Annotated in this window: 18 protein-coding genes and 1 tRNA gene; 12 read left to right on the forward strand and 7 right to left on the reverse strand. The window is 71.4% G+C overall.

Annotated elements, in window-relative coordinates; all coding sequences use genetic code 11:
• Positions 1-22: 22 nt before the first annotated feature.
• On the forward strand, positions 23-2674 hold the full coding sequence (locus MMF94_RS13030) for a helix-turn-helix transcriptional regulator (RefSeq protein ID WP_241036632.1): 2652 nt from the start codon (positions 23-25) through the stop codon (positions 2672-2674).
• A 23-nt stretch (positions 2675-2697) separates the two neighbouring features.
• Here MMF94_RS13030 and MMF94_RS13035 read toward each other — a convergent pair whose 3' ends face one another.
• The 4 genes from MMF94_RS13035 to MMF94_RS13050 all read right to left on the reverse strand — a co-directional run bounded on the left by MMF94_RS13035 (position 2698) and on the right by MMF94_RS13050 (position 8469).
• Positions 2698-4185, reverse strand: a complete 1488-nt coding sequence (locus MMF94_RS13035) for a dynamin family protein (protein ID WP_241036633.1) — start codon at positions 4183-4185, stop codon at positions 2698-2700.
• The gene (locus tag MMF94_RS13040) at positions 4182-6029 is read right to left on the reverse strand and encodes a dynamin family protein (RefSeq protein WP_241036634.1); all 1848 of its coding nucleotides are present in this window, start codon (positions 6027-6029) and stop codon (positions 4182-4184) included. Before MMF94_RS13040 ends, MMF94_RS13035 begins: the two co-directional genes overlap by 4 nt.
• Before the next feature lie 168 nt (positions 6030-6197).
• Positions 6198-7058: an IniB N-terminal domain-containing protein gene (locus tag MMF94_RS13045; protein WP_241036635.1), complete on the reverse strand. Its 861-nt coding sequence runs from the start codon at positions 7056-7058 to the stop codon at positions 6198-6200.
• Positions 7059-7563: 505 nt separating this feature from the next.
• The gene (locus MMF94_RS13050) at positions 7564-8469 is read right to left on the reverse strand and encodes an IniB N-terminal domain-containing protein (RefSeq protein WP_241036636.1); all 906 of its coding nucleotides are present in this window, start codon (positions 8467-8469) and stop codon (positions 7564-7566) included.
• A 293-nt stretch (positions 8470-8762) separates the two neighbouring features.
• Between MMF94_RS13050 and MMF94_RS43350 the strand changes: the two genes are divergently transcribed.
• From MMF94_RS43350 to MMF94_RS13085, 7 genes are all read left to right on the forward strand, one after another.
• A complete protein-coding gene (locus MMF94_RS43350) occupies positions 8763-10853 on the forward strand; it encodes an Hsp70 family protein (RefSeq protein ID WP_277398719.1) in 2091 nt (696 codons plus the stop codon).
• A 187-nt stretch (positions 10854-11040) separates the two neighbouring features.
• Positions 11041-11313, forward strand: a complete 273-nt coding sequence (locus MMF94_RS13060; RefSeq protein ID WP_241036637.1) for a hypothetical protein — start codon at positions 11041-11043, stop codon at positions 11311-11313.
• A 33-nt stretch (positions 11314-11346) separates the two neighbouring features.
• Positions 11347-11820, forward strand: coding sequence for a GNAT family N-acetyltransferase (locus MMF94_RS13065; protein ID WP_241036638.1), 474 nt, complete (start codon positions 11347-11349; stop codon positions 11818-11820).
• 48 nt (positions 11821-11868) lie between these two features.
• Entirely contained in the window at positions 11869-12687 is an 819-nt protein-coding gene (locus tag MMF94_RS13070; RefSeq protein WP_241036639.1) for a hypothetical protein, read from the forward strand.
• Positions 12688-12751: 64 nt separating this feature from the next.
• Positions 12752-13099 (forward strand): MmcQ/YjbR family DNA-binding protein, encoded by a 348-nt coding sequence (locus tag MMF94_RS13075; protein WP_241036640.1) that lies wholly within the window; start codon positions 12752-12754, stop codon positions 13097-13099.
• A gap of 369 nt (positions 13100-13468) precedes the next feature.
• Positions 13469-13630 (forward strand): hypothetical protein, encoded by a 162-nt coding sequence (locus tag MMF94_RS13080; RefSeq protein WP_241036641.1) that lies wholly within the window; start codon positions 13469-13471, stop codon positions 13628-13630.
• Positions 13627-13866 carry a hypothetical protein gene (locus tag MMF94_RS13085; RefSeq protein WP_241036642.1) on the forward strand — a complete coding sequence of 80 codons (240 nt, stop codon included), beginning with the start codon at positions 13627-13629 and terminating at the stop codon, positions 13864-13866. Before MMF94_RS13080 ends, MMF94_RS13085 begins: the two co-directional genes overlap by 4 nt.
• A 146-nt stretch (positions 13867-14012) precedes the next feature.
• On the opposite strand, the gene MMF94_RS13090 is transcribed toward MMF94_RS13085, so the two are convergent.
• A complete protein-coding gene (locus MMF94_RS13090; RefSeq protein ID WP_241036643.1) occupies positions 14013-14921 on the reverse strand; it encodes a LysR family transcriptional regulator in 909 nt (302 codons plus the stop codon).
• Positions 14922-14992: 71 nt separating this feature from the next.
• Between MMF94_RS13090 and MMF94_RS13095 the strand changes: the two genes are divergently transcribed.
• Entirely contained in the window at positions 14993-15487 is a 495-nt protein-coding gene (locus MMF94_RS13095) for a cupin domain-containing protein (RefSeq protein WP_241036644.1), read from the forward strand.
• Positions 15488-15530: 43 nt separating this feature from the next.
• Positions 15531-16730 (forward strand): DNA polymerase IV, encoded by a 1200-nt coding sequence (dinB, locus tag MMF94_RS13100; RefSeq protein ID WP_241036645.1) that lies wholly within the window; start codon positions 15531-15533, stop codon positions 16728-16730.
• A 227-nt stretch (positions 16731-16957) separates the two neighbouring features.
• On the opposite strand, the gene MMF94_RS13105 is transcribed toward dinB, so the two are convergent.
• Together MMF94_RS13105 and MMF94_RS13110 are read right to left on the reverse strand one after the other, a co-directional pair.
• On the reverse strand, positions 16958-18283 hold the full coding sequence (locus MMF94_RS13105) for a phosphoribosyltransferase (RefSeq protein ID WP_241036646.1): 1326 nt from the start codon (positions 18281-18283) through the stop codon (positions 16958-16960).
• Between the two features lie 258 nt (positions 18284-18541).
• Positions 18542-18615 (reverse strand) — tRNA-Gly (locus MMF94_RS13110).
• A 185-nt stretch (positions 18616-18800) separates the two neighbouring features.
• Between MMF94_RS13110 and MMF94_RS13115 the strand changes: the two genes are divergently transcribed.
• Entirely contained in the window at positions 18801-19952 is a 1152-nt protein-coding gene (locus MMF94_RS13115; protein WP_241036647.1) for a UDP-N-acetylglucosamine 2-epimerase, read from the forward strand.
• 23 nt (positions 19953-19975) lie between these two features.
• Positions 19976-20557, forward strand: coding sequence for a dCTP deaminase (dcd, locus tag MMF94_RS13120; RefSeq protein ID WP_241036648.1), 582 nt, complete (start codon positions 19976-19978; stop codon positions 20555-20557).
• Positions 20558-20568 lie beyond the last annotated feature (11 nt).

Raw genomic sequence — 20568 nt, forward strand, 5'->3', positions numbered from 1 at the left:
GGGGCTCGCGTCGGAGGGTGCGGTGGCAGGCGCACCGGTGGCCCGGCGGCTCGTCCGCGAGGCGGCCGCCGCGGGCGCAGGGGTGCGCAGGGTGGACATCATCGCCACCGGCGGCCATGGCAAGACCGTGCTGCTCGACGCGATGTCCGGGGCCTTCCGGGACGCCGGCGTCGCCGTCCGGCACGACGTGCCCGCGCCCGGTGATCCACTCGCGCCCGACACGGCGCTACTGGTGGACGACACGCATCTGCTGAGCCCGGCCGAGCTGGATCGGCTCGCTGAGGTGGCTGCGGCTCCGCACGGCTACGTCGTGGTCGCCCACCGGCCGTGGCCGCGCCCGGCGGGCACCGCTGCCCTCGGCGCGACGCTGGCCGTGAGCAGGCCCCCGGTGGTGCTCGACGCGCTCGACCGCGCCGGCGTGTCCGTCCGGGCCGGTCTGCTCCTCGGCGGCCGGTCCGGCTCGCCGGAGCAGGCGCCGGCAGAGCTCGTCGACCAGGTACTCGTCCAGACGGCCGGGTCACCGGCGCTGGTCGATCGGCTGCTGACCGCCCTCGTCGAGCAGGCCGGTCCGGACCGCACCCGGATCGGGACGCCGAGCCGTCCGCCTGCGGGGCTGCTCGCGCAGCTCGGCTACGCGGTGCACGGCCTCGGGCCAGGGGTTCGCGGACTCCTCCTGGCCCGCGCGCTCGGTGCGTCCCTGGAGGCCGAGGTCCTCGTCCCGCTCCTCGGCCTGCCCGACGGTGACGGCGCGGCGCAGCTCGACGAGTTCGTGGAGGCCGCGCGCGCGGCCGGCCTGCTGACCGCCGACGGCATGGCGGTGCCGCTGGTCTCGGCGGCGGTGCTGGCGCATACGCCGCAGGCGTCGCACGTGGAGATGCGGCGGGCACTGGCCGAGATCGAGCTGAACCGCGGAGGCAACGTCCTCGCCGCCGCCCGTGGGCTCCTCGCCGCGGGTGCGAGCGGAGCGAGGGTGGCGGCCGTGTTCACCGCAGCCGCGGAGGAGGCGCTGCGGACGGGCGCCCCGGTGGCCGGGGAGTACTTCGAGGCCGCGGTCCGTGCGGGCTCGCCCGCTCTGGAGCTCGCGGCACGCCGGGCCGAGGCGGCGATGCTGGCCGGTGATCTCGACCTGGCTCTCGCCCAGGCCGACCAAGTGCTCTCGGACCCCGGCCAGGCGCCACCGGAGGACGCCGTGCGGGCCGGCACCGTGGCGGCCGCCGTTCTCGCCCGCCGGGGCATGCTCGCTCGCAGCGCGGAGCTGTATCGCTGGATGGGCAGTGCCTCGATGGGCAGCGCGGCCGTGCTGTCGGTGCCTGCGCTGATCGGCACCGGTGCGCTCGACGAGGCGCGCGAGGTGTTGCGCGGCCCGGCCCGGGAACCCGGCGCCCCGCCCCGTCCGCCGACGCTGCTCGCCGGCGCCGAGGAGCTGATGGCCAAGGGTGTGTACGACTCGGTCGCCGGGTCACCGACGGCGGCGCTGTCGCAGCTGACCCGCGCGGCGTCGCTCCTGGAGTCGTCGAACCGCGCGGCGCTGCTTCCCGACACCCCGGCGGCGCTGGCCGCGCTCGTCGCGGTGCACTGCGGGGAGCTCGACGTCGCTCAGTCGGTACTGGAACGGGCGGTGCGGGTGGGTCTCGGCGGCCGCAGCGCAGCCACTCGGCACCGGCTACTGCTCGGCTGGATCGCGCTCTTCCGCGGTGCCACCACGGCCGCGAGGTCGGCGCTCACCGCGGTGTCGCCGCCCGGCGCGCAGCTCGAGCCTCGCGACGAGTTCCTCGCCGCGGCGCTGGAGGTCGCACTCACCCGCCGCACCGGCGACCTCGCGTCGCTGATGCCCGCGTGGGGACGGGCCCGCGAGGCGATCGTGCGCCACCCCGTCGACCTGTTCGTGCTGCAGCAGCTCGGCGAGCTGTCGATCGCCGCCACGCGGCTGCGTGAGCCGAGCTGGGTGCGTCCTCACCTCGACGAGGCGGCTGAGCTGCTCGCGAGCCTGGGCGATCCCGGGCTGTGGGCGGCACCGCTGGCCTGGTCGGGCCTGCAGGCGGCGATCCTCGCCGAGAGCCGCGAGGCCGCAACGCGGCACGCCGCCGCGCTGGAGGCGGCGGCGGGTGCCAGCCGGTACACCGCGGCGATGGCGACCGCCGCCCCACACTGGGTGCGGTTGCTGGACTCGGAGGTGGACGCAACGGCGGTCGAGGCCGCGGCCCGCGGTCTGCACGCTGTGGGGCTCGCCTGGGAGGGCGGGAAGCTGGCGGGGCAGGCTGCGATCCGCACGCGCGACCGCAAGGCGATGAGCACGCTGCTCAGCTGCGCCCGCGCGCTGCAGAGCAGCGGGTCCGCCGGCCGGGCCGGAGCGGATCCGGACGTCGTCGCGGACGCCGACACCGACACGGGCCCGGCAGGCATCCCGGTGACGGTGCCGGCCGCCCGCATCGCATCGCACCCGGCCGATGCCGACGCCACCCCCGCAGACGACGGCCCGTTGAGCGAGCGCGAACGGGAGGTCGCCGCGCTGGTGCTCGAAGGGCTGACCTACAAGGAGATCGGCGAGCAGCTCTTCATCTCGGCGAAGACCGTGGAGCACCACGTGGCCCGGATGCGCCAGCGGCTCGGCTCAGGGAGCCGCGGCGAGCTGTTCGCCCACCTGCGCCAGATCGTCGGCACGCCCGAGACCTGACCCGCGCTGCGGTCCGGCCTCCGTCAGCGGCGCAGGCCGGCGAGGATTCCCTCGCAGCTGCGGACCACCAGCCGCGCCATGTCCGACACAGCGCGGCCGGACATCGGGCTCTCGGCCCGCCGTTGCCAGCGGGCCACGGCGTCCAGCGCGGCACTCCACAGCTCGTCCGGTCCGGCGTCGGGTTCGAGCCCCAGGCGGGCGGCGGCCGACCCGCCGTCGCCACCGAGCAGTCGCTCGGCCTCCTGCAGAGCCTCGGTGGGCATCCGGATCGCACCGGAGCGCAGCGTGGACAGCAGCCGCAGCTCGGCGAACTCGTGCGCACCCGCGAGGATCCGCTCCACCTCCGCCACCAGCGGTGCGGCGGCCGGGCGCGGCTCTCTGGTCAGCACGAGGTCCACGGCCAGCAGCGCGGAACGGGCCTTGAGCAGGTCGCGGCGCTCGCTGAACTGGGTGGTGAGCACGCTGCGCAGCTCGTCGAGGCCGCTGCGCTTGACCAGCTCGGAGGCGATGGCGTTGGGGTCGGTCACGCCCTGCCGGATCAGCGTGGTGGACAGCCGCACGCCGAACAGGCCGAAGCGCTCCATGAGCCGGGCTCGCGCGTCGGCGTCGGGCCCCGCTGCCCCGTCGGGGAGCTCGGTGCGGGAGAACCGGTCGACCGAGAGCAGCATCCCGTCGAGGTCGGATCGAGGGAGCTCGGCGAGGGCCGTGAGCGCGGCGAACTCGTCCTGGCGCATGGTGCGGCCGGTCTGGGCGAGCAATCCCGCCACCGCGACGACGGTCTGGCACAGCCCCCGGATTTTCTCGTCGGCCCGGTAGCGTCGCGCGATCCGCCGCGCGGAGCTCAGTGCGTCCAGCCGTCCGACGCCGATCTCGTCGGCCCGGGACAGGACGCCGATCGTGTTGATCGGCGTCGCCTTGGCCACGCCCTGGTCGAAGAACGACTCGAGGAACCGCACGTCGGTGGCGTGCAGGTGACGCATCAGGTAGATCACCGCGTCGGCCTGGCTGGGCGAGTCGTCGGGCGTGAGGAACGCGCCGGCTCGCGACGAGGTATCGCGGGAGAGCGACGCGATGCCGGGCGTGTCGATGAGGGTGTGGGTGCGCAGGCTCTGCGACGGCCACTGCACCTCGAGCTTGTCCACGTCCTCGACACGCGTGCCCTGCAGGTCGAACTTCAGGGCACCGCTGGCCCTGCTGATCGTCAGCTGCCGTGGCGACGTGTTGCGCGGGAACATCGTCACCTTCGGGATCTGGGCGTCCAGGTACCAGGTGACGATGCGTGTGCACTCGCCGGCGTCGGTGGGGGCGATCTCCTCGCCGACGAGCGCGTTGAGCAGCGTGGACTTTCCGGCCTTGACCTTGCCGGCGATCGCGACCCGCAGCGGCTCGTCGAAGCGGTTCAGGTTGTACTGCAGCCAGCCGACGGCCTGTGGGCTGTCGTGGTAGGCGTCGATCGTGCGTCGCAGCAGCACCCGGACGACGGACCCGAGATGGGGAGCGGGAGCGGTCACGACGAGGTCCCCGTGCCCGTCCGTGCCCTGACCGAGGCCTTTGCCGGGGCGGACACGTTCTTCGCGAGGGAGCGCGCCCTGGTGGCGAGACCGTCGATGCGTTCCAGCTCGGCCTTCAGATCGCGGATCCGCCGCTCGCGCTCGGAACTGGTGGTCTTCACGGCGCTCTGGGCCGCCATCACGGACGCGGCGAGTGACGTGCTCATCTCCTCGGCGATGGCGCTGAAGTGGTCGCGCAGCTGGCGCTGGCTGCGCCGGAGCATGTCGCGGGAGTCCTTGCCCACCTGGAAGGTCACCTCGTCGATGTGGCGTCGCACCGCCTGCTTCGCGTCGGACCGCCGCTTCAGCAGCTGCCGCTTGCTCTCGTCACGCACCGTCTTGATGCCCAGCGCGATACCTGCCGGTGCGCCCGCGAAGATCGGGAGGCCCATCAGGGCGCCGAGCATGCCGAACATCAGCACACCGCTGTAGCCGCCTCGCAGGCCGGTGAGGAGCTTCTGCCCCGTGTTGAACTTCTCCACCTCCGGCTGCACGAGCGGGTTGACCTTCCCGGCCATCCCCTCGTCGTCGAACCGCAGCTCAGGCATCGCGATGTCGGCGCCGGCGGCGAAGTGCTCGGCCACCTGACCGGCGAGCCAGCGGGCGCGCTCCGCGGCCCACACGAAGTTCGCCGACGCCGCCGAGGACACCTGCTGGTGGAACCACTCGGCGAACTGCTCCCAGATCTCGGCAGGGTCGGCGTCGTCGATGAGCTGCTCGGCCTCGCGTGTGATCGTGCGCAGGCGGTCGCGCAGGTCGTAGTCGATGTCGGACTGCAGGTCGGCGACCCCGTCGTTCAGCGTGATCTGCCAGCGTGACGAGCGCTGCTTCAGCTCGTCGGCGTGGGCCTTCGCGCGGGTCAGCTGGCCGACGAGCGACTCCATGCGCTCGGGATCCTGCTGGACCTCGAGCTCGGCCTTCATCCCCGCCGAGAGCTGCTCGGAGACGGACAGCACGTCATGGCTGGTGGAGCGCCGGTCCAGGTCGTCGGACTGGGCGACGACCTTGTTGAGCAGGAAGTCCACCAGCTGCCGGAACCCCGACTCGTCCATGAGCGCGGCGTCCTGCGTCTTGGCGGCGTGCAGCCGCAGCATGGACGACACGGGGAACATCTCGGCGTTGATCCCGGCGTTCCCGAGGTGGCCGCGGTCGAGCTCCATGATGCGGCGCCAGTGCGGGTAGAGATCCGTCTTGGTGAGCACGCACGCGACGTTGGGGCACAGCTTCATCGCGGCTTCCAGGAACTCCAGCTCCGGGCCGGTGTACTCCTGGGCCGCGTCGGAGACCAGCAGCACGGCGTCGGCGCTCGGCAGCGCCGACATCGTGGCGGCGCCGTGCGCGGAACCCAGGCCGCCGACACCAGGGGTGTCGACGAGCACGAGCCCACCGGCGAGCAGCTTGCGCGGCAGTCCGACCTCGGCGTAGCTCAGCATCGCCTTGTTGCCCGGGTTGCCGGCTTCGGAGACGTATTCGGAGAGCCGGGTTGCCGGCACCTCCATGCGCTCCGGGGGCTTGTCCTCGCCGCTCTCCCGGACCAGTGCGGCTGTGGTGGTCTCCGCGTGCTTCACGACGGTCGGCACGGCAGTGGCGATGTCGTCATCGACCGGGCACACGGGAGCGTTGACGAGCGCGTTGACCAGCTGGCTCTTGCCCTGCTTGAACTCTCCGACGATGAGCACGCGCACGTCGGGGTCGACGAGCCGTCGTCGCGTCTGAAGCAAGCGGCCGCCGAGGTCGGGGCGGTCGTAGGCGGTGGTCGCCTTCAGGGCGAGGTCGACCAGTTCGACCGCTGCGGGTACCGCCACGGCGTCCCTGCCTCCTCAATGCTGCACGTGCAGGTCGGGGCCTGCATCGTCTCCAGGACGACACCGGCCCCGCCACCTCGGAGAATCCCGTGGAGTGGCGGGGCCGGTGGTCACATCACCTGGAGATTACCCCGGCAGGGGGCAGCCTCCGGAGGCCGGTGAACCTCGTCAGTGGTCGATCGCGACGTCGTTGTGGCTCTGGACGTCGTTGTGCGTGGTGTTGTGCGAGTCGGTGTCGACATCGGTGTCGGTCTCGTTGAAGGAACCCGACGTGTCGTCGTTGTCCTGGTTGAACGAGTCCTCGAACTCGGTGTTGGTCTCCGTGGTGGTGGTGGTGTCGTTGAACGACCCGTCGATGTCCTGCTCACCGGTGGCGTTGCCACCGACGGCGAGCGCGCCGCCGTCGCTGACATCGACGTCCTCGAGGGAGGTGTTGTTGGCGTCGCCGTCGCCGAAGGCGGAGGTGTTGTTGTCGCCACTCACGACGTCGTTGTCGTCGCCGACGACGTTGCCGTCGCCCGAGACGTTGCCGTCGCCGACCTGGTTGTCGTCGCCGGTGACGATGTTGGAGTCCTCGATGTCGTCGCCGGCCGCGACAGCGCCGTCGCCGGTGGCGGCGGTGGAGTCGATGTCGATGTCCTGGTCGAAGTCGCCGCCACCGGTGTCGATCTGCTGGTTGACGGAGTTGTCGATGATGGTGTCGCGGTCATCGACGTAGTTGTTGGTGACGTAGGTGTTGACGTAGCGGACGGCGGCCTCGTGGTCGCTCTCGCCCTCGTGCTTCTCGGGGACGGGCGGCGGGGGGACGTGGCCGTGGCCGCTGGTGTGGCCGGAGCCGGTGTTGTACTCACGGCTGAAGTCGGCGTCCTGGTTGTCCTGGAGCAGGACGAGGGCGTCGTGGACGTCGTCGGGCGAGATGTCGCCGCACGGGGCGAGGTAGCCGTTGGGGTCATCCTTGAAGGCGGCCATGGCCTCGGGATCGCGGAACAGGTTGAGCAGCAGATCGAGCAGCGAGGTCGAGGTGGTCATCTCGGATCATCTCCCAAGTGGTTCGGCGGGTTGCCGGTCGTCCCGGCGTTGCGGAGAAAGTTAGGGCGCTGCGCCGTTCGGGCCATCGGGGATCGTCCAGGGTCCTGATCCGCGATCCGTGCGGGGATCCGAGGCGCGGGTGCTAGGGGATCGGGGGATTAGGGGGTCGTCCCCCTGGGCGGGGAGGGGAAGCCTCTCATGCGTGCGTTCGGTAGTCGGGACCAGCTGAGCCCGGTTCGGGGGATACGCGAACGGGCTAATAGCGCCCGGCGAACGGGCTACAGACCGTGAAGCCATCGGGACGACTTCCCCGGCGGCCATCTGCGAGCCGTACGGGGGTCGTTCGGGTCGTCCCCCACGGCCGGCGCTGCGCATGGGAGCTCGACCGGATCGACGGCCACGGGGCGCCCCGCACGGCCCGGAAACGGCAGCGGCCCCGCCCCTGCAGGCGCAGGAACGGGGCCGCCTCGCCGATCGGGGGAGTCGATCGGGATGGGTGGAGAGATCAGTCGTCGATGTCGACGGTGTTGTGGCTTCCGACGTGGCTCACGGACTCGTTGTGCGAGTCGGTGTCGATGTCCGTGTCGGTGTCGTTGTGCGAGTTCTCCGTGGAGTCGTTGTCCTCGTTGAACGAGTCCTCGAAGTGGGTGTTGTTCGTGGTCGTCTCCTCGGACTCGTTGAACGAGTCGTCGACGTCGTAGGAGCCGCTGGCGTTGCCGCCGACCGAGATCGCGCCGCCGCCGCCGACCTCGACGTCCTCGAAGGAGGCGTTGTTGGCGTCGCCGTCACCGAAGGCCGTGGTGTTGTTGTCGCCGCTGACGACGTTGTTGTCGTCGCCCACCACGTTGTCGTCGCCACGAACGTTGCCGTCGCCGACCTGGTTGTCGTCGCCCGACACGATGTTGGAGTCCTCGATGTCCCCGCCGGCGGCCACGGCGCCGTCGCCGGAGGCGACCACCGAGTCGACGTCGATGTCCTGGTCGAAGTCGCCGCCGTGCGTGTCGATCTGCTGGTTCGTCGAGTTGTCGATGATCGTGTCGCGGTCGTTCGTGAAGTTGTTGGTGATGTAGCGGTTGATGGTCTCGACCGCGGCCCGGTGGTCGTCGCCACCGTGGTCGTCGTCGTGGTCACGGCCGCCGTGGTCGCGGTCGTCGTCGTGGTCACGGCCGTGGTCGCGGTCGTTGTCGTCGTGGTCACGGCCGCCGTCCCAGCCGGTGTTGTAGTCCCGGTCGAAGTTGGCGGTCTGGTTGTCCTCGAGCAGCACGAGGGCGTCCCGCACGTCCGCGGGGCTCAGGTCGTCGAGCCCGTAGTACTTGAGGGCGGCGTCGGGGTCCTCGGCGTACCAGTCGCGGGCCTGCTCGTTGGTCAGCAGCTCGCGCAGGAACTCCAGCAGCGTCATGTGCTCGGCCATGGTGATCATCTCCGATGTTCGTGTGCGGATCGTCGTGTCGGTCGGGGCCGACCGGCGTTGACGCAGAAGTTAGGAGCGGGGTGCCGCCGGGCCATCGGGGATCAGCCAGAGTTCGCCGACCCCTCCGGTAGGGGGTAGTTCGGTTGGCTGTGGGGGTTTTCGGTAAACACAGATGGGATCCGGTCCGTTTCGATACGTGACACGATCAGGAGCTAACGGACCAGCCTGTTACTGCGATTGCGAGAGGTGAGGACCGATCCGGCTACGGCCGGACCGTCTGTGAGGGGAGCACGATGAGCTACCAGCTCGGTATCGATCTCGGGACGACGTACACCGCTGCTGCTGTGTGCCGTTCCCAGGATCGGGGCTGGGCCGAGCCGGAGGTCGCCACCCTCGGCACCAGGAGCGCCATCGTCCCGTCGGTGATGTTCGTTGCCCCCGAGGGCTCGGTCGTGGTGGGTGAGGCCGCGGAGCGCCGCGCCCTGACCGACCCCGGCGGCGTCGTGCGCGAGTTCAAGCGCCGGATCGGCGACCCCACGCCGATCGTCGTGGCCGGGCAGGCCTGGGCTCCCGAGGAGCTGTCCGCTCGGCTGGTGCGGTGGGTCGTCGACCGCGTCGCCGAACGCGAGGGCGGCCCGGCCGATGGCATCGCCGTCACCCACCCCGCTTCGTGGGGTGCGCACAAGCTGGATCTGCTCAGTGCCGCGCTGGCCGTCGAGGGCGTCACGGCCACGTTCCTGGCCGAGCCGCAGGCCGCTGCCCTGCACTACGCCGCTGCCGAACGGGTCCCCGCCGGCGCAGCCATCGCCGTGTACGACCTGGGCGGTGGCACGTTCGACGCCGCGGTCGTCCGCAAGGGCGACCCCGCGATCGCTCCGACCACGGCGGGGTTCGGGCTGCTCGGCCGTCCGGAAGGCCTGGAGCGGCTCGGTGGTGTCGACTTCGACGATGCCGTCTTCGAGCACGTCTACTCGGGCCTGCCCGAGGCGTTCGTCGACCTGGACGAGACCGATCCGGCGGTGCTGGCCGCCGTGGCGCGGGTTCGACGTGAGTGCACGGAGGCCAAGGAGGCCCTGAGCAGCGACACGGACGTCTCCATCCCGGTGCTGATGCCCGCGGGGCGTGGCTCGGTGCGGCTGCACCGCAGCGAGTTCGAGGCCATGATCCGGCCGCAGGTCGAGGAGACGGTTTCCGCATTGCGCGCGGCGGTGACCTCGGCGGGCCTTTCTCCCGAGGAGCTCACGGCCGTGCTGCTGGTGGGCGGTTCCTCCCGGGTCCCGCTGGTCGCGCAGCTCGTGTCCGAGCAGCTCGGCAGGCCGGTTGCCGTCGACGCCGACCCGAAGAACGCCATCGCCAAGGGCGCCGCACTGGCGATCTCCCCCAGCCCTACGGCGTCCTGGCCGGGTGTGGAGATCGAGCCCGTTCCCCCGGGCTTCGTGCCGTCGCCGAGGCCACCGGCGCTCGCGGAGGGCACCACAGGCACCTCGGACCGGATCCCGGTGCTGGCGTCGGCCGGGGGCGCAGCCGTGGCGCCACCGGCCAGGCCGGCGCTGCGGTCTCTCACGCCGTCCTACGAGGTCGGCCCGGACGGCGTGTTGCGCGAGTCCGCCGTGTCCCTGCACCCGGACACCGGCAGGCAGTTGCTGGCCCCACCGGCCTGGGCGCACCAGAAGGCGAAGGCGGAGCGCCCGGTCGGGCTGCTGGTCGGGATCGGTGGGTTGCTGGCCTCCGCTGCCGTCATCGCCGCGGTCATGCTGTGGCCCACCACGCCCTCCGCCGCCGAGGTCGGCGCGAACACGCCGAGCGACGCCGTGTCCACCGTCGTGCCCGCCCCCGGCTCCGCGCCGGTGGCGCCCGTGCCCGCCCCCGGTGACTCCGGCCCCGGGAACGGCGACGGCGGGGCGGGCGCCGCTCCCGATGGCGCTCCGGCACGCGGTGGCGCCCCTGCCGGCGTTCCGCGTGGTGGCGCCGCGCCGACGCCGTCCGCCGCCGGCGGCCCACCGCCGGGCAGCGGCACGACCACCGATCCGTCGCCGGTGACCACCACGACGGCGAACGCGACCAGCACCACCACACAAGCCACCACCACGACCAACAGCACCCCGACCACCACCACCACGAACCCGACCACCACCACCACCACTACGAGCCCGACCACCACGAACACGAACCCCGGTGGTGGCAATCCGGGTGGTGGCAATCCGGGTGGGACCCCCGGTGGTGGCATTCCGGGCGGTGGCAACCCCGGCGGTGGCAACCCCGGTGGTGGTTCGACCCCCGGTGGCGGTACCACGCCCGCAACCCTCGGCTCCGCCCCTCCCACCGGCCCCGGTCCGGCCTTCTCCCCGGCAGGGTCGCTCACAGAGGGCTCCCCGGCGGTCTGACCAGGTCGGCCCGGCTCTCATCCGGGCCTCGCGCCGGTCGTCGTTCCGCAGGGCGAGCGGATGTGCTCGCTCGCCCGCCTTCACTCGTGTCGCTGTGGCGCCGCCCCGTCACATATGAGCAGGCTTCGGCGATGTAGCTGGGGTGTGGCGCCGACAGTGGGCGCCGGGGGGAATAGGGAGATCTGTCGTGTTGAGGTTGGGCGGGGCGGTCATCGCCATGGAGCTGGCGGCTTTGGGCGTCGCGTACGTGGGGTTCGGCTGGCTGGTGCTGCTGGTGGGAGTCCCGGTCGTGCTGGGGACGGTGTTGGTACTGGCGTTCGTGGGGATGTCGGAGAAGCCTCGGCAGATGCTGCACGAGCACCGCGCGCAGCGGTGGGATCCGCGTCAGGCGGTGGCGGGCGGCCTCATGAGTGGGTTCTTCACACCGGTGCCCAGTGGGGAGGATCGCTCGGGGCGCTGACCGGGTTCCGGCGGCGGGCGGCAGACTGACGGTGTGCTCATCCGGCCGGCCCGTGCGGAGGAGGCCGGCGCCCTTGCGGCGCTGGCTGTCCGTTCCAAGGGGCACTGGCCGTACTCGGCAGCGTTCCTGAAGCGCTTCGAGCGAACGCTTGCGCTCACGCCTGAGGTGGTGGCGTCGAACGACGTGCTCGTGGCCGAACGCGACGGCGTGGTCAGCGGGTTCTACGTCCTGCTGCACCGCGATGGGCTGGCCGTGCTCGACGACCTGTGGCTCGAGCCCGCCGAGATCGGCCGCGGGTGCGGGCGGACGCTCTTCGAGCACGCGGCGGCCCGGGCGGCTGCGCGAGGCGCGCGTGTCCTCGAGTGGGAGGCCGAGCCGTACGCCGTCGGTTTCTACGAGCGCATGGGCGGCGAGACGGTCGGCTGGGTGGACTCGCCGCTCGGCCGGCGGCTCCCGGTGATGCGGCTGGGGCTGGCGGGCCCGGAGGGCGGCGGACCTACCCCCTAGTGGCGGGTCGGACGAGCGTCGGCCCTGCGGGGGCGGCATGCTGGCAACGTGCTGGTCGGGATCCTGCTCGCGACGGCCGCGATGGTCCTGAACAGTTTCGGCGCGCTACTCCAGGCCGAGGGCGCCCGGCGGGCCACCCGCAAGCGGCCCGCTTTCCTCCAGCCCCGGTTTGTCGCCGGGGTCGCGGTGGACTTCGTCGCGTGGGGGTGCGCCGTGCTGGCGCTCAGGGTCCTGCCGGTGTTCGCGGTGCAGGCGATCATCGGCGGCACCATCGCCATGACCGCCGTCATCAACGCCCGGATGATCGGGGTGCGACTACCCCTCGAGATCCGGCTGGCCGTCGCTGTGTGTCTCACGGGTCTGGTCCTGGTGGCCGCCAGCGCGGGCACCGAGCAGCCGCCGATCCGCCCGCGTGGGGTGGACGTCGTCCTGCTCGTCTCGCTGCTGTTGCTGGCCGTCGCCGTGCTGGTGCTGCGGCAGGGTAAGCACGCATGGCCGCTCGCCCTGCTCTCGGGCCTCGGGTTCGGTGGCACGGCACTGTCGGTGCGGGCGGCCCACGTCCAGACCGGCGAGGGACTCGACCTGGCCCTGCTGCTCGGCCAACCGGCCACGTACCTGGTGGTCGGGTTCTGGCTGGTCGGGATGACCAGCTACACGGCCGCGCTGTCACGAGGTGACGTCGGTGCGGTTACCGCCGTGTTCACGGTGACCGAGGTGCTCGTACCGGGGATGGTCGGTATCTGGCTGCTGGGGGACCCCGTTCGTCCCGGCTGGGCGTGGGTGCTCGCGGTGGGTCTGGCGATGGCGCTGGCCGGCACCGTGGTGATCGCGAAGGCGCCACCGCTGCGGCCGCCCCGCGTCCGCTGAACGTCACCCGTCCGGTTCCGATTCGTCCATGACGTGAGGGTGCGCGGCGCGCCAGGATGTGCCCGTGCCGAGCTGGGACGACGTCGTGACGATCGCGGGTGGGCTGCCGGAGGTCGAGCAGTCCACCTCCTACGGCACACCCTCCATGAAGGTGAAGGGGAAATCGTTCGCACGCCTCCGCACGGAGGCCGAGGGTGGGCTGGTGCTGATGTGTCAGCTCGACGAGAAAGAAGCGCTGCTCGCCTCCGGCGACCCCGCGTTCTACACGACACCGCATTACGACGGGTACGGCGCGATCCTCGTCGACCTGGAGAAGGTGTCCCGGCAGCAGCTGACCGAGCTGATCGAGGACGCATGGCGCGAGCGGGCTCCGGTGCGTCTGCGCAAGGCGTTCGACGCCGAGCGCCGCTGACGGGTTCGGGCACGGCTCGGACCACTCGCCGAGCCACCTGGACCGTCCTCCGGCACCGCGGCGCACCGACGAGGAACTCGAGCGACGCCTCGTCGAGCAGAGTCTCGACGAGTTCGGCGAGCTCCTTGTCGTCAATCGGGCCCGCTCCTACCACCTGGGTGACAGCTGGACCTTGGGTTCCCGGGTCTGATCGCCCAAGGCGTCTACCTCGGAGCCACAGCAGAGCAGCACACGCAGGACCTCGATGGCCCGCGACCACCGGGTTCCGGGCCCTGAATGAGAATCAACGGGCGATGGTCAGCCGGGGGCGGCACCCCAAGAAGGCGATCGCCGACGCGATTGCCGACGTCGTCCAAGACGGCGTCGTCGATGTGGAAGGAAATCCATCGAGGCCACCGATGGGGTGCCCTCGTCTGCACCATCTGCGGCGACCAGCTGGCACTCTGGTCCACACCACGGGTGCCGGAGAACCTCGCCCGCCAGATCTACCGGTTCGCCGACCGCCACCTGCATGAGGAGAAGATGGGATGAGCAACCAGGAGATCACGCTGGTCGTCGACCACCGCCTCACCGATGCCGAGCTCGACGCCCTGTTCGAAGCGGGCGCCGACGACACCGCACCGGAGTTGCGGGCAGACCGGACCGCCATCCACTTCGACCGTGAGGCCGAGACGCTCGCCGAAGCGCTCCAGAGCGCGCTCGCCGACGTCACCCGCGCAGGCCTGAAGGTCATTGCCGTCCAGGCGGGGGACGTCGCCGCTGCCTGAACTGGCACGAGCAAGCCCAAGGGCGCCCGGGACACCAGGTCCCAGGGCTTTCGCAACCTGACGTCGCGAGAACACGTGCAGAACGCAACAGGGCTCAGGAAGCTGGTGCTCAACGGCCGCCTGTGCCCGGTCCGCCGGAACGGGCGCTACCCGCGAGCGGGGCCGCTCGACGGGCCGGCCTGTGTACGGGCGCGCTCGGCGAACTCGCGCACCCGTGCCGTCCGACCTGTGCGTCGCCACACCAGGGCCCACCGCACGTCCGGTGCGTTCCGGAAGGGCACGAACGCGATCGTCGGCCGCGCGAAGTACTGCCTCGCGTGCGCCGCGAGCGGGCAGACACCCTCCCCGGCGGCGATCACCGCGAGCAGTTCCTGGAACGTCGCGAGCGGGCGCCCGCGTCGCACCGGCTGCCCGCTCGGCGTCGTCCACGGTTCGGGCGGCTCCACCCAGTAGGGCGGTGCCGGGCGCGCCGCCCGGAACACCGTGTCGCGCGCCAGATCGTCGAGCGTCACGGAGTCGAGCCGGGCGAACGGATGCCGCGCCGGCACCGCCAGCACCATCGGCTCGGTGAGGACGACCGGGCCGGTGGCGAGATCCGGCTCGGCGACGGGCAGGAGCGTGACCAGCACGTCCACCTCGCCCGCGCGGAGCAGGCCGAAGGGGTCGGCGAAGTCGGCCTCCCGGATCTCCACCTCGCCGTCGGCGGCACGGGAGCGGTACGTGTCCAGCACGCCTGCGATGAGGTCGGCGACGCCCGGTGCCTCGAACCCCACCCGCAGGACCCCGCCCGTGCCGCGCCCGGCGTCGGTCGCCCTGGCCACGGCGCCGACGATCTGGCGGTACGCGGGCGCGAGGTCGTCGCGCAACCGGGCGCCGATCGGGGTGGGCGCCACGCGGCGGCTGGTCCGGTCGAAGAGCGGGGCGCCCACCTGCCGCTCCAGCTTCTTGATCGTCTGGCTGATGCGGGCCTGGGACACGTGCAGCCGCTCGGCGGTGCGGCCGAAGTGGAGTTCCTCGGCGAGCGCGAGGAAGATCTCGATCTCCCGGAGCTCCATAATGTAGAGGTTATCGTTCGAGGCCACTTCGGTCGTTGTTCGTGTTCTCGCCGGCGACGATCGTCGATGGCATGGACACCGACACCACCGCGACCGGTCCGCTGCTCGTCCGGGCTTCCGCGGCCGAGATCCTCACGGGCGACCCCGGCGGCACGATCGCCCTGCTCGCCGACTCCGCCACCACTGGTGGGGCGATCACCTGCAACAGGTCGACCTTCAGGGCACGCGCCGACGGCGCTCCGCCGCATTTCCATACCCGCGCCTCCGAGCTGTTCGTCGTGCTCGGCGGGAGGCTCCAGGTGCTCGTCGACGATCGCGTCCACGTCCTCGACCGAGGCGACGTCCTGCTCGTCCCGCCGCGCGTGCCGCACGCCTTCGGCGCCGTTGCCGGTGTCGACGCCGACGTGTTGGTCGTCTTCACCCCTGGCATGGACCGGTTCGACTACTACCGCCTGCTCGACCGCGTCCACCGCGGCGAGGCCGACCCGCGGGAGATCGGGGAGTCGCAGGAGCGCTTCGACAACCACTACGTGGACAGCCCCCTCTGGCGTGAAACCCGCTCCTGAACGGGTGCGGTCGCTCGCTCCGGTCGGGCATCGATGCGAACATATGTTCGTGTCCGGCGAGGGGACGATCCTGCATGCCGATCTGGACGCGTTCTATGCGTCGGTCGAACAACGCGACGATCCCCGGCTGCGCGGGCGGCCGGTGATCGTCGGCGCGGGCGTGGTGCTGGCCGCGAGCTACGAGGCCAAGGCCCACGGCGTCCGCACGGCGATGGGTGGCGCCCAGGCCAGGTCGTTGTGCCCGCAGGCCGTCGTCGTGCCGCCCCGGATGTCGGCCTACTCCGAGGCGAGCAAGGCGGTGTTCGAGGTCTTCCGCAACACCACTCCGTTGGTGGAGGGGCTCTCGATCGACGAGGCGTTCCTGGACGTCGGCGGTCTCCGGCGGATCGCGGGGTCGCCGAGCGGGATCGCCGCCCGGCTACGCGCAGAGGTGCGCGAGCGAGTCGGGCTGCCCATCACCGTGGGGGTGGCGAGGACGAAGTTCCTCGCCAAGGTGGCGAGCGGGGTGGCCAAGCCCGACGGCCTGCTCGTCGTGCCGATCGGCGACGAACTCGGGTTCCTGCACCCGCTCGCGGTGGAGCGGCTGTGGGGCGTGGGGAAGGTGACGGCCGCCAAGCTGCACGAACACGGCATCACCACGGTCGGGGAGGTCGCCGAGATCCCCGAGCGGATCCTGGTGTCGCTGCTCGGCCCGGCGCTCGGCCGCCATCTGCACGCCCTCGCCCACAACCGCGACCCGCGGCCGGTGCAGGTCGGCCGCAGGCGTCGGTCGATCGGCGCGCAGCGCGCGATGGGGCGCCGCGCACCGAACACCCCGGAGGCCGTCGACGCTGTGGTCGTCGCGCTGGTGGACCGGATCGCGCGGCGGCTGCGTGCGGCCGAACGGGTCGGCCGCACGGTCATGCTCCGGCTGCGATTCGCCGACTACTCCCGTGCCTCGCGATCCCACACCCTGTCCCAGGCGACGTGCTCCACCGACGCGATTCTCACCGCGGTGCGGGCGCTCACGGCCCGGGCCATGCCGGTGATCGAGGAACGAGGCCTGACCTTGGTCGGGGTGGCGATCGGCAACCTCGACGACGATGACGCCGTGCAACTCGTGCTGCCGTTCGACGAGGTGGCCGGCACCGCGCTCGACGCCGTGCTCGACACCGTCCATGATCGCTTCGGATCCACTGCGGTCACCCGCGCCGTGCTGCTCGGCCGCGATCCGGGTCTCACCGTTCCGATCCCCCCGGACTGATGAGAGGTGGCCGCGGGCGGGGCAGAGCGAATTGGCGAAGCATGGTTCCCCAATGTTTCGTGGGGTTCCCGGCCCTCGCGCGGCTGGGCATCGCACACGCGACTCGGTGGTTTGCCCGGTTCGAGACCCGACATGCGACGGCCGTCACAGTCGCGCAGTTTCACTGGCGTTTGCGACGGAATCGAACCTGCGTATTCAGTGTGGGAACCATCGTGTCCGTGCCCACGTCAGCCACTGGGTGCTGCGGCGGGGACGAGGTGCTCGGTAAACCAGGCCAGTGCAGCCGTCGCTGCTGCCTCCAGCGCGCCGGGTTCTCCGAACAGGTGGGTGGCGCCAGGGATGACGACGAGCCGGCTCTCGCAGCGCATCGAGGTCTCCGCCCGCCGGTTGCGGGTGAGCGCCTTCGTGTCCCGCCCGCCGACGATCAGCAGCGTCGGTGCTCGCACATCGCCCAGCCGCGACTCGGCCAGGTCCGGCCGCCCGCCACGGGACACCACTGCTGCGATGTCCGCGTCCGAGTCCGCGGCGGCCCACAGCGCTGCCGCGGCACCCGTGCTCGCGCCGACGTAGCCGACGGGCAGGCCGGCGAACTCGGGCCGGCTCCGCACCCAGCCGGTCACCTCGGCGAGCCTGCCGGCCAGCAGTTCGACGTCGAAGACCTTGGCCCGCCGCGGCTCCTCTTCCGTGGTCAGCAGGTCGAACAGCAGCGTCGCCAGTCCAGCCTGCTGCAGGACCCCGGCCACGTACGTGTTGCGCGGGCTGTGCCGGCTACTGCCGCTGCCATGCGCGAACACCACGACGCCGGCGGCGCCCTCCGGAACGGTGAGGCACCCCTTGAGCCGAACCTCCCCCACGGGAATCTCGACCTCGTCATCGCCGGCCGCGCTCACCTCGGCCGGTTGCTCGCGCACCGCACGCCGCAACAAGTCCACGACCTCCTCGTCGGAGACCTGGCGGAAGTCGTCGTAGAAGTCGGTCACGCGTCCCGTTCGCCCACCGATCTCCAGGCACACCAGCTCGTCTACTTCGTTTTCCAGCTCGGCGGCGGAACCGGGTGAGCAGACCGGTCCTGCCACCACCACCCGGGCAGCGCCCTGCGCCCTGACGACCTGGCACGCCGCCCGAGCGCTCGCACCGGTCGCGATCCCGTCGTCGACCAGCACGACCGTCCGACCGGCCAACGGCAGGGGCGGCCGATCGTGGCGGAACCGGTGGGCCCGCCGGTCGACCTCGGCGCGCGCCCGCCCCTCGATCTCCGCAAGCTGCGCGTCGCTCACATCCGCCTGCTGGATGACCGGTTCGTTGAGCACCAGCACACCGCCCTCGCCGACCGCACCCATCGCAGGCGAGCGTTTGGGTCGATCGGGCTGGGCCGGGACTCCCAGCTTGCCCACGATGATCACGTCCAGCGGCGCATCGAGCGCCGTGGCCACCTCGAACGCGACCGGTACCCCACCCCGTGGCAGGCCCAGCACAACCACGTCCTCGCCCCGCAGTTGACGCAACCTGCCGGCTAGCCGACGCCCCGCATCCACGCGATCGGTGAACGGCATAGCACCCTCCCTGGAGATCGAGTCTTCGGGCGGCGACCCGGTCCACGGTAGGGGCATCGGGCCGTGGTCGCCGACCAGGCGACCTGGCGAGATCACCTTCTTGCGACCGCGAAGGCAGGTCGATCAGCGTCACCAAGATCGCCGCCGGGCGTTGACGCCGACGTCGCGAATGGCCTGGAAATGGTGTGGTTACTTCTGAGGAGCGGGCATAACAAAGGCCCAGATGCGGTTGAATAGCCCACATCTGAGCCTTACTCATGGAGCGGATGACGGGAATCGAACCCGCGTATTCAGCTTGGGAAGCTGATGTTCTACCATTGAACTACATCCGCAGAGTGATAGGGGAAAGCTTAGCACTTCACGCTGCGTAACGAGCAAGGCCAGGTCGGTCCCCCAAGAGGGTGGTTCTCACCCTCACGATCCGGTTGCTGGGATCAGGGCTCGACGGCCGGTAGCCGTCCAGTCACACTGCTGGAGCCCCGTAAGGCCAGCTCCCCCGGCCGCGAAGGACCCGAGCATGACCGAGCTCGAACCGCCCCTGGGTTCGCTCCCGATCCAGGATCACGACCACGACGTCCTCCTGATCGCCGGCAGCCGACCCGAGGTCGCCCGCCTCGCGCCGGTGGCCACCGCGTTTGCCGACTCCGACCGGATCCGAGCCCTCACGGTCGCCACCGGACCGGACCCGATGACGGTCCACGAGGCGTTCGAGTCGCTGGGGGTGCCCGCCGACGTCACGCAGTTGCTGCGGGAGCCGCCGAGCCCGCAGCCCGCCGCGATCGCGTCCCTGCTGATGACGCGCCTCGACGAACTGCTGGTCGACCTCGATCCCTCCGCCGTCATGGTCTACGGCGGCGGGATGACCGCCGTGGTGGCGGCGCAGGTCGCCTTCTGGCGGCAGATCCCGGTCGTGCACCTACAGGCCGGCGTCGCAGGCGACGATCTGCTGTGCCCGTTCCCGCAGGAGGCCAACCGGCGCGTGATCGGTCAGCTCGCGTCGCTCTTCCTCACCACCACCGGCGACGCCACGCTGGGCAGCCCGGTCGGGCCCAACGCCATCTCGGTGGGCGACACCCTGGCCGCCAACCCGCGCCCCGCCGATCTCCGGTTCGCGCGGCTGCTGCGCCGCGTATCGGCCGGCGGTCCGCAGGTGGTTCTCGTCGGACTCGACCGTCCCGACTCCCTCGGCGTGCTCGCCAGCCTCCCCGACCTGCTCGACCGCGAACCCGATATCGAGATCGTCGTCTACGGCGAGCTCGCGAGCCACGGTGCGGCCTACCCGCTGCTGAACCACCCGCGGGCCATCGTGGTGCGCAACCTCCCGCTCGCGGAGCTGGTCTGGCTCATCTCGGCCAGCGCCGTGCTGGTCTGCGACGATCCCGAACTGGTTGCCGACGCTCCCGGGCTCGGCACCCCCGCGGTACTGGTCGACGGGCCGCACATCCCGGAGCCCGGCGACTCGATTCGCAGCATCCTCAGCCCCAAGGTCATGACCACGGTGCGGCAGGTGCTCGCGGCACCGAAGACGCTGCCCCCGCTGTCCGACGGGTTCGAGGCCGCCCGCGTCGAGCAGGCCGTTGCGTGGATGTTCGGGCTGTGCTCGTCTCCGATACTCACGGCGCCCTTCTCGTCGTCGCTGGACGACCCGGCCACCAACACCGAGGTCTGATCGGGCGCAGATACGCTGGTCCTGTGCTGCTGTCGGACGGTGACCTGCGCAAGGAGCTCGAGGCGGGACGTCTCGTGCTCGAACCGTGGGATCCAGAAATGCTCCAGCCGTCGAGCATCGACGTGCGGCTGGACCGGTTCTTCCGGGTGTTCCAGAACTCCTGGTACACCCACATCGACCCTGCGCAGCAGCAGGACGAGCTGACCACCCCGGTCGAGCCCGACGGCGACGAGCCGTTCGTGCTGCACCCCGGAGAGTTCGTGCTGGGCTCGACGTTCGAGTCGGTGTCCCTTCCCGACGACCTGGCCGGGCGGCTGGAGGGCAAGTCGAGCCTCGGGCGCCTCGGCCTGCTCACCCACTCCACCGCGGGGTTCATCGACCCCGGCTTCACCGGGCACATCACGCTCGAGCTGTCGAACGTGGCGAACCTGCCGATCACGCTCTGGCCCGGGATGAAGATCGGGCAGCTCTGTCTGTTCCGGCTGTCGAGCCCGGCCGAGCGGCCCTACGGCAGCGAGGGCGTCGGCTCCCGCTACCAGGGGCAGCGGGGGCCGACGCCCTCGCGGGCGCACCGGAACTTCCATCGGGCCGACACCCGGCGCTGAGGCCGCTCGAC

This window comes from Pseudonocardia alaniniphila, from assembly GCF_022524485.1.
GTDB lineage: Bacteria > Actinomycetota > Actinomycetes > Mycobacteriales > Pseudonocardiaceae > Pseudonocardia > Pseudonocardia alaniniphila.

Excerpts from the sequence above, each read along its gene's own strand:
- MMF94_RS13080 (WP_241036641.1), top strand. The coding sequence starts at position 13,469 with ATGTGGAAGGAAATCCATCGAGGCCACCGATGGGGTGCCCTCGTCTGC.
- MMF94_RS13115 (WP_241036647.1), top strand. The coding sequence starts at position 18,801 with ATGACCGAGCTCGAACCGCCCCTGGGTTCGCTCCCGATCCAGGATCAC.
- dinB (WP_241036645.1), top strand. The coding sequence starts at position 15,531 with ATGTTCGTGTCCGGCGAGGGGACGATCCTGCATGCCGATCTGGACGCG.
- MMF94_RS13095 (WP_241036644.1), top strand. The coding sequence starts at position 14,993 with ATGGACACCGACACCACCGCGACCGGTCCGCTGCTCGTCCGGGCTTCC.
- MMF94_RS13090 (WP_241036643.1), bottom strand. The coding sequence starts at position 14,921 with ATGGAGCTCCGGGAGATCGAGATCTTCCTCGCGCTCGCCGAGGAACTC.
- MMF94_RS43350 (WP_277398719.1), top strand. The coding sequence starts at position 8,763 with ATGAGCTACCAGCTCGGTATCGATCTCGGGACGACGTACACCGCTGCT.
- MMF94_RS13085 (WP_241036642.1), top strand. The coding sequence starts at position 13,627 with ATGAGCAACCAGGAGATCACGCTGGTCGTCGACCACCGCCTCACCGAT.
- MMF94_RS13045 (WP_241036635.1), bottom strand. The coding sequence starts at position 7,058 with ATGACCACCTCGACCTCGCTGCTCGATCTGCTGCTCAACCTGTTCCGC.
- MMF94_RS13105 (WP_241036646.1), bottom strand. The coding sequence starts at position 18,283 with ATGCCGTTCACCGATCGCGTGGATGCGGGGCGTCGGCTAGCCGGCAGG.
- MMF94_RS13050 (WP_241036636.1), bottom strand. The coding sequence starts at position 8,469 with ATGGCCGAGCACATGACGCTGCTGGAGTTCCTGCGCGAGCTGCTGACC.